The organism is Pseudomonas sp. ICMP 561 (genome assembly GCF_002699985.1).
Classification (GTDB): Bacteria; Pseudomonadota; Gammaproteobacteria; order Pseudomonadales; family Pseudomonadaceae; genus Aquipseudomonas; species Aquipseudomonas quasicaspiana.
Window position 1 is genome coordinate 427695 of the sequence record NZ_LKBT01000001.1, and the last position, 13399, is coordinate 441093.

At 56.6% G+C, this 13399-nt stretch carries 16 protein-coding genes; 11 read left to right on the forward strand and 5 right to left on the reverse strand.

What is annotated here, in order from left to right; all coding sequences use genetic code 11:
• Positions 1-187: 187 nt before the first annotated feature.
• Positions 188-979 carry a crotonase/enoyl-CoA hydratase family protein gene (locus AO242_RS02030; protein ID WP_099267451.1) on the forward strand — a complete coding sequence of 264 codons (792 nt, stop codon included), beginning with the start codon at positions 188-190 and terminating at the stop codon, positions 977-979.
• Positions 980-1346: 367 nt separating this feature from the next.
• Here AO242_RS02030 and AO242_RS02035 read toward each other — a convergent pair whose 3' ends face one another.
• Complete coding sequence (locus AO242_RS02035; RefSeq protein WP_027900564.1) at positions 1347-2102, reverse strand: spermidine synthase; 756 nt, start codon at positions 2100-2102, stop codon at positions 1347-1349.
• Positions 2103-2323: 221 nt separating this feature from the next.
• On the opposite strand from AO242_RS02035, the gene AO242_RS02040 reads away from it, so the two are divergent.
• Entirely contained in the window at positions 2324-3670 is a 1347-nt protein-coding gene (locus AO242_RS02040; protein WP_099267452.1) for a class II 3-deoxy-7-phosphoheptulonate synthase, read from the forward strand.
• A 109-nt stretch (positions 3671-3779) separates the two neighbouring features.
• Here AO242_RS02040 and AO242_RS02045 read toward each other — a convergent pair whose 3' ends face one another.
• Entirely contained in the window at positions 3780-4016 is a 237-nt protein-coding gene (locus tag AO242_RS02045; protein WP_176560554.1) for a DUF1127 domain-containing protein, read from the reverse strand.
• Positions 4017-4110: 94 nt separating this feature from the next.
• Here AO242_RS02045 and AO242_RS02050 point away from each other — a divergent pair, with 94 nt between their 5' ends.
• Entirely contained in the window at positions 4111-4965 is an 855-nt protein-coding gene (locus tag AO242_RS02050; protein ID WP_099267453.1) for a LysR substrate-binding domain-containing protein, read from the forward strand.
• A gap of 4 nt (positions 4966-4969) precedes the next feature.
• Here the strand turns inward: AO242_RS02050 and AO242_RS02055 are convergent, their stop codons facing one another.
• Positions 4970-5716, reverse strand: coding sequence for a sulfite exporter TauE/SafE family protein (locus AO242_RS02055; RefSeq protein WP_164706043.1), 747 nt, complete (start codon positions 5714-5716; stop codon positions 4970-4972).
• A 205-nt stretch (positions 5717-5921) separates the two neighbouring features.
• Here AO242_RS02055 and AO242_RS02060 point away from each other — a divergent pair, with 205 nt between their 5' ends.
• Positions 5922-6389, forward strand: a complete 468-nt coding sequence (locus AO242_RS02060) for a MarR family winged helix-turn-helix transcriptional regulator (protein ID WP_099267454.1) — start codon at positions 5922-5924, stop codon at positions 6387-6389.
• Between the two features lie 408 nt (positions 6390-6797).
• A complete protein-coding gene (locus AO242_RS02065; protein WP_027900558.1) occupies positions 6798-7217 on the forward strand; it encodes an organic hydroperoxide resistance protein in 420 nt (139 codons plus the stop codon).
• A 209-nt stretch (positions 7218-7426) separates the two neighbouring features.
• On the opposite strand, the gene AO242_RS02070 is transcribed toward AO242_RS02065, so the two are convergent.
• Positions 7427-7996: an elongation factor P gene (locus tag AO242_RS02070; RefSeq protein ID WP_027900557.1), complete on the reverse strand. Its 570-nt coding sequence runs from the start codon at positions 7994-7996 to the stop codon at positions 7427-7429.
• A gap of 97 nt (positions 7997-8093) precedes the next feature.
• Positions 8094-9239: an elongation factor P maturation arginine rhamnosyltransferase EarP gene (earP, locus tag AO242_RS02075; RefSeq protein WP_099267455.1), complete on the reverse strand. Its 1146-nt coding sequence runs from the start codon at positions 9237-9239 to the stop codon at positions 8094-8096.
• Between the two features lie 118 nt (positions 9240-9357).
• On the opposite strand from earP, the gene AO242_RS02080 reads away from it, so the two are divergent.
• The 6 genes from AO242_RS02080 to dkgB all read left to right on the forward strand — a co-directional run bounded on the left by AO242_RS02080 (position 9358) and on the right by dkgB (position 13273).
• Complete coding sequence (locus tag AO242_RS02080) at positions 9358-9756, forward strand: hypothetical protein (RefSeq protein WP_099267527.1); 399 nt, start codon at positions 9358-9360, stop codon at positions 9754-9756.
• A 3-nt stretch (positions 9757-9759) separates the two neighbouring features.
• Entirely contained in the window at positions 9760-10242 is a 483-nt protein-coding gene (locus AO242_RS02085; RefSeq protein WP_099267456.1) for a GreA/GreB family elongation factor, read from the forward strand.
• A gap of 122 nt (positions 10243-10364) precedes the next feature.
• Entirely contained in the window at positions 10365-10562 is a 198-nt protein-coding gene (locus AO242_RS02090; RefSeq protein WP_027900553.1) for a hypothetical protein, read from the forward strand.
• A 287-nt stretch (positions 10563-10849) separates the two neighbouring features.
• Entirely contained in the window at positions 10850-11395 is a 546-nt protein-coding gene (locus tag AO242_RS02095) for a DUF1003 domain-containing protein (protein WP_099267457.1), read from the forward strand.
• Positions 11396-11569: 174 nt separating this feature from the next.
• Positions 11570-12109, forward strand: a complete 540-nt coding sequence (locus AO242_RS02100; RefSeq protein WP_099267458.1) for a PaaI family thioesterase — start codon at positions 11570-11572, stop codon at positions 12107-12109.
• Positions 12110-12469: 360 nt separating this feature from the next.
• Positions 12470-13273 carry a 2,5-didehydrogluconate reductase DkgB gene (gene dkgB, locus AO242_RS02105; RefSeq protein WP_099267459.1) on the forward strand — a complete coding sequence of 268 codons (804 nt, stop codon included), beginning with the start codon at positions 12470-12472 and terminating at the stop codon, positions 13271-13273.
• Positions 13274-13399 lie beyond the last annotated feature (126 nt).

Genomic DNA, 13399 nt, shown 5'->3' on the forward strand with positions numbered 1-13399 from the left:
CAAAAAAGTGAGGATTTTTTTCACTACCAATCATGGCTAATGCCCAAGACCTACAGGCTTTGCGCAAACCGACAACAGTGGCTATTTTGCTACAGGCCCGGGTTTACGGGAGAAACTGCTTAAACGGTTCACCTGATCACTCAGACAGTCCGCCTCCGATCCTACTCCACGCGCAGGGACTTCCTACATGACTTCCTCTATAAAAGGCCGTGTCAGCCGTGAACTGCACGACCACGTGATGCTCATCGGCCTGGATCGTGTCGCCAAACGCAACGCCTTCGATCTTGAGCTGCTCAACCAGCTAAGCCTGGCTTACGGTGAATACGAACGCGAGGATCAGGCCAGAGTCCTGGTGGTTTTTGCCCATGGTGAGCATTTCACTGCCGGGCTGGATCTGGCCGAAGCCGGTCCGGCGCTGATCAATGGCTGGCAGGTGCCCGAAGGCGGTTGTGACCCTTGGGGCGTGTTCGCAGGCCCCCGGGTCAGCAAACCGGTGATCGTTGCCGCTCAGGGTTACTGCCTGACCCTGGGCATTGAGCTGATGTTGGCGTCGGATATCAATCTGTGCGCGAGCACGACCCGCTTTGCGCAACTGGAAGTCCATCGCGGGATCTTCGCCTTTGGTGGCGCCACATTACGTCTGCATCAGATCGCCGGTTGGGGCAATGCGATGCGCTGGCTGCTGACCGGCGACGAATTCGATGCCCAGGAAGCCTGTCGCATGGGGCTGGTGCAGGAAGTCACGGCCCCGGAAGACCTTCTGCCCTACGCCTTGCTGCTGGCCGGGCGCATCGCAGAACAGGCACCGCTGGCGATTCGCGCAACGATTGCCTCCGCCCGTCAGGCGGTGCTCGAAGGAGAAACAGTCGCCGCCCAGGCGCTACCTGCCATGGTCAACCACCTGATGAGTACCGAGGACGCCAAAGAAGGCCTGCTTGCCATGCAAGAGCGCAGGCCCGGTGTCTTTAAAGGCGTGTGATCTGAGTCCCACAGTATCCGTGACACAGCGCTGTCGCGCAGCAGGCATTGGACCTGTACAGACTGTGTGAAAACGTAGCGAGCGACGGCAAGACAAGGCAAAAACAGGCGAAAAACGGCCGGGGTCGCGTCCGACTCTAGTGTTCTAAATGAGCATTTTTCGCCTGTTTTTAACGCAGTATTGTGCGCGTAGCACCGAAGGTGCCCAGCCTGGAGTAGTTTTCACACAGTCTGTGTAGGAGCTGCCGAAGGCTGCGATGGCGGTGTGTCAGGATAAGAGCATCGCAGCCTTCGGCAGCTCCTACAGAAATGCGCCCCAAAGATCGTTCGCCGTGTCCGGAGATGGGCAACGCCTGAAGGCTCTGTCTTCAGGTTGCCGGGCGCAGATCCTTGATCAAGGATGCCAGCGAGTAACCAAGGCGTGGTGCCAGTTCTTCAGCACGGGCATTCAGCGATGCAACGTCCAGCTCCTGATCCAGATCAGCAGGAACAATAAGAATAACGTTGCCCTCCTTCACCGGCAGCTCCCAGTAGTGCCGGTGGTAGAGACCACGAAATAGCGCCGCGCCCAACGGTTTGCCGTCATCCGAGGCCCACTGATTGATCACCAGCCAGCCTCCTGAATTCAGACGTTTCTGACAGTTCTCAAGGAATTTCCAGGCCAGATGCCCAACACCGGGGCCAACATCGGTGTAAAGGTCGACGAAAATCAGGTCAGCCGGTTCGGCGGTGTCCAGCAGTTCAAGCGCATCGCCAATGCGGATATACAACCGGGGATCGTCATCCAGCCCCATGAATTCAATAGCCAGACGCGGCACGTCAGGGCGCAATTCGATGGCCTCGACATCTTCCAGCGGCAAAAACTTCAGGCAAGCCTGAGTCAGCGTACCCGCCCCAAGCCCCAGAAACAGCGCGCTTTCGGGGGCGTCGTGACACAACGCGCCAATCAGCATCGCCCGGGTGTAGTCGTACTCAAGCCAGCTCGGATCGGCCGTGAAGGTGCAGCTTTGCTCGATGGCATCGCCGAATTCCAGAAAGCGATAGTCGTCGACTTCCAGCACGCGAATCATGCCGAAATCATCATGTACCTCGGCCAGAATCCGCTCCACCCGCTCCTCAGTCATTGCTTCTCCTAAACGGCGAGCCCAAGTCTGGCCTGTTGATGCAGTCGCAGGACCGCGCAAAAAGCGAATTGTCGATCAAGGGCAGCCACCAGGTCACGCTCTTTCTCTTTGATGGCGATAGCGCTACTGCCGTAACCGCGCTCCGATCATCCCTTGCACGCTAGCGACAGCTAGGCGAACTGCTAACATGCTGATCCGATCGCACTGACCTTGAGTTCATGATGAGCCAACCCTGGAGCCCCGACAGCTGGCGGGCATTGCCTATTCAGCAGCAACCTCAATACCCCGATGCTGCGCACTTGTTAAAGGTCGAGCAGACACTGGCCAGCTATCCGCCGCTGGTATTTGCCGGCGAGGCCAGAGAGTTGCGCCGACAGTTTGCCGAGGTGACTCAGGGCCGCGCCTTCCTGTTGCAGGGCGGTGATTGCGCCGAGAGCTTCGTCGAGTTCTCCGCGGCCAAGATTCGCGACACATTCAAAGTCTTGCTGCAGATGGCGATCGTCATGACCTTTGCTGCCGGGTGCCCGGTTGTGAAAGTCGGTCGCATGGCCGGTCAGTTCGCCAAACCCCGCTCAGCCAACGATGAAACCATCGACGGCGTGACGTTTCCCGCGTATCGGGGCGATATCGTCAACGCCATCGGCTTCGATGAAAAAAGCCGCGTTCCGGACCCGGACCGACTGATTCAGGCCTACAACCAGTCCACTGCAACTCTGAACCTGCTGCGTGCCTTCGCCCAGGGCGGTTTCGCCGACCTGCATCAAGTCCACAAATGGAACCTGGACTTCATCGCCAACTCAGCCTTGGCCGAGAAGTACAGCCAACTGGCCGACCGCATTGATGAAACGCTGGCGTTCATGCGTGCCTGCGGGATGGACAGCTCGCCGCAACTGCGTGAAACCAGTTTCTTCACCGCCCACGAAGCGCTGCTGCTGAACTATGAAGAAGCCTTTGTGCGGCGCGACAGCCTGACCAACGACTACTACGATTGTTCGGCGCACATGCTGTGGATCGGCGACCGTACCCGGCAATTGGACGGCGCTCATGTGGAGTTCCTGCGCGGGGTGAACAACCCGATTGGCGTGAAAGTCGGCCCAAGCATGAACCCCGATGATTTGATTCGCCTGATCGACACTCTCAATCCGGACAACGACCCTGGCCGCCTCAACCTGATCGCCCGCATGGGCGCGAACAAGGTTGGCGACCACTTGCCGCAACTGATCCGCGCCGTTGAACGTGAAGGCCGCAAAGTGCTGTGGAGCTCCGACCCGATGCATGGCAATACGATCAAGGCCAGCAGCGGCTACAAAACGCGCGACTTTGCGCAGATCCTTGGCGAGGTGAAACAGTTCTTTCAGGTGCATCAGGCTGAAGGCACGTATGCCGGCGGCATTCATATCGAAATGACCGGGCAGAACGTCACCGAATGCATTGGCGGCGCCCGGCCGATTACCGAAGATGGTTTGTCAGATCGTTACCATACCCACTGCGACCCACGGATGAATGCCGATCAGTCGCTGGAGCTGGCGTTTCTGATTGCGGAGACGTTGAAGCAGGTTAAACGCTAGGCCTCAGGCAAACCCAAGACTTGTAGGAGCTGCCGAAGGCTGCGATTGCATACCTTTGACACACCGCCATCGCAGCCTTCGGCAGCTCCTACAGTGGTTACAGCCAACATCAGCGCTTCATCGGGTCTTTCCAGAAGTGCTGCCCGGTCTCGTGATAGACATCCGCCCGACTCAATCCAAGGTCCTTCAATGCAGCGTCACTCAAACTTTCCAATTGCCGACGCTGGCGATGCAGTTCGGACCAGCGGGAAGCGCGTCTCCTTATCGACCTGAGCAGGCGCTCGATCCAGGAATCACGGGATTGGGCTTTCAACACCAGCACGTAACCTTTTTGACCTTTCATCATCTTGCCCTCCATGTGGGATGGCTAGAGTCTCGCGCCAGCGTTAAGATCAATCAAACGAATGTTTTTTATGCGTTCCATTTGAGAGATTGATGCATTGACCAACTACCCAAGCATCGACACAGAGCTCCTTCGCACTTTTGTGGCCATTGCCGATCACGGTGGGTTTACCCGCGCGGGCGAAGTGGTGAACCGCACTCAATCGGCCGTCAGCATGCAGATGAAGCGTCTGGAAGAAGATCTGATCCAGCGTCCCCTCTTTCAGAAAGATGGACGCACCGTCAGCCTGACGATTGAGGGGCAAGTGCTACTGGGTTATGCGCGGCGGATCCTGAAGCTGCACGGAGAAGTCTTCAACACCCTGCGCGAGCCGCACATGGTGGGCGTGGTGAAGATTGGTTCACCGGACGACTACGTCATGCGTTTTTTACCCGGCATTCTGCAGCGATTTGCGCAGGCCTATCCGCTGGTGCAGATCGAAGTGCACTGTGAACCTTCAAAACAATTGCTCCTGCGTCAGGATCTGGACCTGAGTATCGTCACTCGCGAACCCGGTACCGAGATCGGTCAGATCCTGCGTCAGGAGCGATTCGTCTGGATGGTCGCTCAAGGCTTTTATCCTCACGAACAAAGTCCCGTGCCTTTGGCGATGTTCAACACCGACTGTTTTTGCCGGACGTGGGCCTGCAATGCGCTGGACACGATGCAGCGCGATTATCGGATTGCCTACACGAGTGCGAGTCTGGCGGCGATCAGCGCGGTAGTGACAGCCGGCCTGGCCGTGACCGCACAACTGGAAAGTCTGCTAACCCCTGATTTACGCATCATTGGCGAAGCTGAACAGATGCCGCAGCTACCGCTGGCGAGCATCGTCCTGCTGCGTAATCCGAAAAACCCGTCGCCCATCACCGAATGTCTCGCGGAACACATCGCCGAAGGATTCAGGCTTTAAGCGTTCAGGCTTTGAAGGCCAGAATGACCGCACAGACCACTAGGAAGCCGCAGAACAGCGAGCGCAGCAAACGCTCGGGCAGCGAATGCGCCAGCTTTACGCCCCAACTGATGCTGGCCAGCCCACCCACGGCCAGCGGAATGCCCATGCTCCAATTGACGTGGTCATGCAGCGCGTAAGTAAACAAGGTGATGGCTGTACTCGGGGCAGCCAGCGCCAAAGCCAGTCCTTGCGCAACCACTTGGCTCGCACCAAAAAAACTGGTCAGAATCGGCGTCGCAATCACTCCACCACCGACGCCGAACAAGCCTCCGGTGACGCCCGAACCTATCCCTAGCAACCAGAGCCGATTAACGTAGCGCAACCCGGTACTGGCGTTATCTTTGCGCCAGAACATCTGCGCCAGATTGAAGACCGTGAGCAAAATCAGAAAGGCAATGAACGCCAGGCGCATGTGCTGCGGATCAAGGCGTACCGCCCACAACGATGTCAGCCACGCCAGACAGAAACTGGGGATGATCAGCATCATGGCGTTGCGCATGGAGATACGATTTCGCTGGTTGTAACGCCACAGCGCCAACAGCACGTTAGGCAATACCATCAACAAAGCGGTGCCTTGGGCGAGTTGTTGATCAAGCCCGAACAACACGCCTAAAGCGGGAATCGCAACCAGGCCGCCCCCAATACCGAACAAGCCACCCAGAGTGCCCATGGCGGCACCCAACGCTACGAACATCACCACTTCAATCACGCCGCAATCCCTTCTCAAACAATGCGCGCATGCTACGCAGTCTGGCTGCTCAGGCAAATAACCGATGTGCGCTATTGCGAAGGTTTCATGCCCGTGATCACGATCCATCGCTGGTTGCGTGCAGCGACTGACCGGAATTTATCTGGCGCAACAAAGATCACGGCACTAAATTGTCGGCATGACACACGCAAAAGAGGACCACCCCATGAGCGCTGACGCCAGCTCCACTGCCGACAGTAACTGCCAAGCGTTGCAGCTCGACAACCAACTGTGTTTCGCCCTTTACTCCACGTCTTTGCTGATGACCAAGGTCTACAAACCCCTGCTGCAGGCGTTGGGCCTGACCTATCCGCAGTACCTGGCGATGATGGTGCTCTGGGAACAGGATGGCTTGACCGTTGGCGACGTCAGCACCCGGCTGCTGACAGATCCGGGCTCCCTGACGCCTCTGCTCAAACGCCTGGAAGGCGAAGGTTTTATCAGTCGCACCCGCAGCAAGGAAGATGAGCGGGTTGTGCTGCTGCACCTGACCGAACAAGGCCGGGCCCTGCAGCAAAAAGCCCTGACCGTCCCCGGCTGTATCCTGTCTGCCAGCGGCCTGGAAATAGAACAACTGCAAGCGTTGCAAGGTGAACTGCTCAAGCTTCGCGAGAATCTGCAGGGCAGTGTTTGAGGGCGTTCTGCACCTCATCCACAACCACTGGATAAACGCTTTTCTGTAAGAGCATCCCGATGTGCATGGCACCGCGCAGTCTCGCGTCAAAAAATACCATGGTGGGAGCCGAGCTTGCTCGCGATGAGGCTGGACGCGGTTCACTTTAGATCGCGCCCGACCTTATCGCGAGCAAGCTCAGCTCCCACAGAAAAAAGCGTGCTTGCGTCACCACCGCACTGTGCCGGGAGCACAAGCCGATCGCCTATAGATGATTCCATTCCAACAATCCGAAATATTATCTTGCGCGCAAACTATTTGCGCGATACATTTATTTCGTACTCCGTTAGCGCACTCCTTTCCAGCGCAAACAGACAAGTTTTGAAAGACCCGATCACTACGATCTTCCGACTCTAATGAGGTGACACCATGGATACGCTTTATACCGGCATCGCAACTGCAACCGGCGGCCGTGATGGTCGTGCTGTTTCCAGCGACAACATCCTCGACGTGAAACTCGCTACGCCAAAAGAACTGGGCGGCGCAGGTGGTGCAGCCACCAACCCTGAGCAACTGTTCGCTGCCGGTTACTCGGCCTGCTTCATTGGTGCGCTGAAATTCGTCGCGGGCCAGAGCAAGCGCACTATTCCGGCTGACGCCTCGATCACTACCCATGTCGGCATCGGCCAGATTCCTGGCGGTTTCGGTCTGGACATCGACCTGAACATCAACCTGCCAGGCCTGGAACAAGCGGACGCCGAGCAACTGGTTGAAGCGGCTCACCAGGTGTGCCCGTACTCGAACGCTACCCGCGGCAACGTTGATGTGCGCCTGCACGTAACCGTATAACCGCAACGGTTCCAGGTGCTGCGGAATGGCCGAAACCTGTGGGAATTCATTCGCGAAGAGGCCAGTACAGCCGACACGCTTCTGTTGGCTGATACATAGCTTTCGCGAATGAATTCGCTTCCACAAGGGCAGCCATGTTCGTTCGACAAGCGCCCACAAAAAAGCCCGCATCGCTGCGGGCTTTTTGTTGAACGCGGTAAAAGCTGTGCTTATTTAGCACGGCCTTTGTAGGAACCGCCTTCACGTGTATCGATCTCGATGCGGTCACCGATTTCGATGAAATCAGCTACTTGCAGCTCGGTACCGTTGGCCAGCTTGGCAGGCTTCATCACCTTGCCGGAAGTGTCGCCACGAGCCGAACCTTCGGTGTAGTCAACTACGCGCACAATGGTGGTTGGCAGCTCTACGGAAACCAGACGCTCTTCGAAGAAGATCGCTTCGCAAACGTCGGTCATGCCTTCTTCCACGAATGGCAGAACGGCTTCGATGTCTTCAGCGTTCAGCTCGTACATGGTGTAGTCAGTGGTGTCCATGAACGTGTAGGTGTCGCCGCTGATGAAGGACAGTGTCGCTTCTTTGCGGTCGAGGATTACGTCGTCCAGTTTGTCATCAGCGCTGTAAACGATCTCGGTCTTGTAACCGGTCAGCAGGTTTTTCAGCTTGGTTTTCATGATGGCGCTGTTACGACCGGACTTGGTGAATTCAGCTTTCTGAACCAGCCAAGGGTCATTTTCAAGACGAATCACGGTACCGGGTTTGAGTTCTTTACCAGTTTTCATTGCGTATATCCGAATTTGGATGGAATTTGCCGAGGCTCTGTACGAGAAACCACTTCGCGCGTGTCACGCGAAGGTCTTTTTCGTACAGAGCCTAATCTCAAGGCCGCGTATCATACGAAACTCCACAAAACAGTACCAGCGCCGTCGCAAGATCAGCGTGGGAAGCTTGCTGTACACACCAGCTTTCAGCGTGGTTCGCGATCTCTGACCAGTGCTCAAGCAGCGCCTGCCAGCTTTCAGCGCCCTTCTCGCCCGCATTCCAGGTGCGCCAGAAGCCGCTCAACGCCTTTGCAGCCTCGGGCGAGAGCCCTGCAAGGTAGTGTTCCAGAAAGGCATCGAGCTTCACCCAATGGGCGTCATCGTCCTGTTCATAGATGTGCCAGAGCAGCGGCCGCCCCGCCCACTGCGCCCTGACGAAAGAGTCTTCGCCGCGTACCACGTTGAAATCACAGGACCATAGGAGCCGGTCGTAATCCTCCTGTCTGACGAACGGCAGTACCTGAACCGTCAGCGCTCCGCGGGTTTCCCGTGCCCCGGTTCGAAGCGAGTCGACGCCAAGCCAGCGTTGCAGATCCCCCAGAATACGGCCTTCCGGTACCAGTAAATGGTTTGCCTCGCTATCGGTCGCCAATGCGTCAAGCCAGGCTCCGATACCCGGATTTTCATACGCAAACACCGAAATCAACCGCGCGCCATCGTCAGGAGTGACCCCAAGCCCTTGCAGGAAATGGCTACGCTCTGCCTGGTTCTGTTGAAACGCCTGACGTGTGGCAAGCAAATCATGCTCTCGCAGCAGACCACCGGTAGTCGGAACAAAGCCCGGAAAGAAAAAGAATTTGCGCAGCCCGTTGGATTGCACCGATGGCAGGCCATGGCAACCACTCACCCAATCTTCGGCGCTGAGGTATTCGAGATTGATCCATACCGGCCGGGGTGAACATTGTGCGATAGCGTCAACGTAGTCGGGTGGCAGACGGCAGGCGAAGGCCTCAACGATTACGTCGGGGATGTCAGTGGCCTGCCATTGCTTCGGCCATTGATGGACGCTGACGCCTTCGCTCCATTGCTGCGCGGCAGAGGCATCAGCGCCAGGGCTCAGGCGCACGAAGGCAGCCAGATCATCGACCCAAAGGCGCACCTTCAAACCATGCTCGGCTACTAATTGCCTGGCCAGACGCCAGGTCACGCCGATGTCGCCGTAGTTGTCGACGACGCTGCAAAAAATGTCCCAAGAGGCTTTCATGTCCGGCTCCCTGAGGCTGGATGATAAAAAACGCCGATTGTCCTTCAGACAACCGGCATTCACCAGCCTCCGGTCATGGCACAATCGCAGCATCTGCAGTCAACGCCGAGATACTGTCATGCCTGTTACTCACCGCCGCGAACTGAATGTATCCCTTCACCCATTGAAACTGATCGCCTGTATCGCCATCGGCATCTGGCTTGGTTTTGTCGCAGTGGCGATGACCGGCATGCTGCTCTACAAAGCCCTGCCCGCTGCCGAAACTCAGGTAATCAACAATGCGGCCGCGCAACTGAGCGCACCGCCGGTCGAAAAGCCTGCGCCCGCTGCGGAAAAAACCATGTTCGAAAAGTATGAGCAAAGCCTGCGGGAAAGCGAGGCTCGCCAGGCGTGGGAACAGGCTCAGGAACAACAGCAGAAAAACTTCAACGGCCCCAAATGTAACTTCTGGATGCAGCAGGATCGCACCGCGCCCAGCGAGAAAAGCCGCGCCAATGTCATCCAGTTCTGCGGATAAACCATGAACAAGCAAGACGTGTTGCAACTGATCATCGACAAACTGGAGGTGGACCTGGATATCGCCCGGCGCGCTGCTCAGACCGCGTATGAAACCGCGACCCACGAAGAAAACATCGCCGAAAACAAATACGACACGCTGGGGCTCGAAGCCTCGTATCTGGCTGCGGGTCAGGCGCGGCGTGTGGAAGAAATTCGCCAGTCGCTGGTGCTCTACCAAAAGCTGACACTCGCGCCATTCAGCGAGGACAAAGGCATTCAGTCCGGCGACCTGATCACGCTGGAAAATCACCTTGGCGTTGAACAGCATCTGTTTCTGGGGCCTGACGCCGCTGGTCTGAAGATTCAATACGACGCGCACACTGTCACGGTAATCACCGCCCGCGCGCCATTGGGCCAGAGCCTGCTGGGTAAACAGACGGGCGATGAACTGGAGATTCGCGTAAATAGCAGCAGCCAAACCTTCGAAGTCACGCAGATAGTGTGACCGGCTATTCATTTACAGGGTTGATCGCTCCAACTTTTTCTGGGTATGGTGGCTTCGTCGCCACATAAAGTGACCGGGACTACATAACCGGAAGCAAGGACTCACTAAGTAGGAGATATTTCATGACTAACGTCATTGCTTTCCCTGACGCCCATGAACGTGATCGCCTCAAGTCAAGTGACCACCCTGGGCTGAGATACCTGAACAAGAAAGAGCGACTGCTGATCGACCAGTTACGTCAGACCAGCCATGCCGGACGCCAGTACGTCTATGACTATGCAGCCATTATGTCGCTGTCCAAGCCACTGCATCCGGATTGAGTGCCCGCGGTTTCTGAATGTGATGAGAATCCTGTGGGCGAATAAGTTCGCTCCCACGGGTTTTACGTCATTCCGTAGGACCGGCTTCAGCCGGGAGAGAGTTGGAGCTTTTGTCAGATATCTTTCGGCAGAAATACCGCCCTCCCGGCTGAAGCCGGTCCTACGGGATTGCAAGCAAACATAGAATCTCCCACTGCTTGTCTATTCAGCCCCGGTTCAGACCATGACACCCCAACCCCGCGCAAGCGCCTATAGTGCCTGCACGTCCCGGTAATCTGGAATCCGTCATGAACCCCGCTGGATCTGAACACGCCCCCTCTGAACGGCACATAGCAACAGAATCGACCGGCAAGAAACCTGTCGATCATCTGCGTTTCCACAAGCACCACGCGCACCTTGCCAGTACCTTCGGCAATGACGGGTTTGCCCTCAAGGCCGAGGCCTTTGCCCGATTCTTTGGCACGCCTACGTTCCTCGGTGCACAAACCGTTATCGTTCTGCTCTGGGTGGTGTGTAACGCCACCGGCCTGACCCAATTCGATCTGTACCCGTTTATCCTCCTCAATCTGGCGTTCAGCCTTCAGTCAGCCTACGCAGCGCCTCTGATTCTGCTGGCTCAGACCCGCCAGTCAGCGCGCGACAAAGCCAATGCCGACGCTGACGCCCAGCACCGCGAAGATCTGGCAGCACAAATGCTCTCGCTGCTGGAGCAGAACACCCGCCTCACAGAACTGACCAAATCGCTCACCGAGCGTATTGAGACGCTCACCTCTGACATGCATAAGCATTTCGTGAAACGCGACCCGGTCGATTGCGACAAAAAGCCGGGCTGACTGGCCGCTTTTCCAACGCCCTGTCCATCCTGTTCGAGTGGGAAGCCCGGTAGGCCAAGCCGTCACTTGAGTCGGACATTTTCCAAAGCTGTCGCCACTTAGTATTGCACCCATCATAAAACCAAAGGATTATGACCATAATTAAAACCGCAAAAGCCTTGTGGAGTGCACGTCATGTCGATTCAGACCCGTGATGAAAAACTCAGCCTCTGGCTGGAAGAAGAGCGAGCCATAAGAGAAAGCCTGGGCGCAGCGGGCACAATGCGTCTAGCCGATGTGGCCCTGTTGGAGCCCAGGGAGTTCTTCGAAGGCATTGGTCGTGGCGACCTGCCCTGTCCGCCCATTGGCGAGCTCATGGATTTCACGCCGCTGCGCTGGTCGCCGGGAGAGTTCGTTTTTCAGGGGACGCCCGATGAGCGTCATTACAATCCTTTGGGTAGCGTGCATGGCGGGTACGCGGCAACGCTACTGGACTCATGCATGGGTTGCGCGATTCATACCCGTCTGAAAAAAGGTCAGGGCTACACCACGCTGGACTTGCGTATCAGTTACGTAAGGGCACTGAACCACTCAGTCGGGCCGGTGCGCGCGGAAGGCAAGGTGATCCATATCGGTCGTTCAACTGCATTGGCCGAGGGTCGGCTGTATGACGTGGACGACCGGCTTTACGCCATTGGCAGTACGACCTGCATGATTCTCAATATGGATACTTGAGTGGAAACGACCTTTTACCGAACAACAATAACCACCTGAGTTGTAATACGTTTTCTGTAGGAGTGGCCGGGGTGGCGCTCCACACTGCTCGCGATAGCGTCAGCACAGGCGATAAATTCATCAACTGGCAGACCGAATCGCGAGCAAGCTCACTCCTACAGGGGCCGTGTTTACTTCGCGACATCGTATCCTACGAGCTAAATCTTGAACCCTGCACGCCTTCTACTGACCAACCTGACAAGCTCATTCGTGACGCACAGGCAAATATCCCTTTCCCGTTGCACTGTTTTTCTCCGCAGTCCGGGCCGGGATACTGAGCTCACGTCTTGTTTGTTGAATCAATTTGAAGGAGCACCACACATGTCTATTCCAGCATTCGGCCTCGGTACTTTTCGCCTCAAGGATCAGGTTGTCATCGACTCTGTAACCAATGGCCTTGAAGTGGGCTATCGAGTCATCGACACCGCTCAGATCTACGGCAACGAAGCCGAAGTCGGCAAAGCCATCGCCGACAGTGGCGTGCCTCGTGAAGAGTTGTTCATCACCACCAAAATCTGGACCGACAACTTCGCCGCCGACAAGCTGATCCCGAGCCTCAAGGAAAGCCTGGCAAAACTGCAGACTGACCACGTGGATCTGACACTGATTCACTGGCCTTCGCCAGAAGGCAAAGTCTCGGTCAAAGAGTTCATGACGGCTTTGCTGGAGGCCAAAAAGCAAGGCCTGACCAAACAGATCGGCATCTCCAACTTCACGATTGCGTTGATGAAGGAAGCCATTGAAGTGGTCGGTGCAGAGAACATCGCCACCAACCAGATTGAACTGCACCCGTACCTGCAAAACCGCAAGGTGGCTGACTTCGCCAAACAGCACGGCATTCAGATCACGTCTTACATGACCCTGGCCTACGGTGAAGTGCTGAAGGATCCGGTGATCGAACAGATCGCCAAACGCCACAATGCTTCGACAGCACAAGTGACGCTGGCCTGGGCGATGCAACTGGGTTACGCGGTGATCCCGTCGTCGACCAAACGCAGCAATCTGGAAAGCAACCTCAAGGCTCAGGATTTGAAACTGAGCGATGAAGACATGGCACAGATCGCAGCGCTGGATCGCGGCCACCGCCTGACCAGCCCCGCGAGCCTTGCGCCGAAGTGGGATTGATCAGAAACGCAGCACCTGTAGGAGCGCGCTTGCCCGCGATAGCGTCAGCACAGCCGATATATTTATTGGCTGACAAACCGACATCGCGGGCAAGCGCGCTTCTACAAGTTAAAAATCATTGAATCG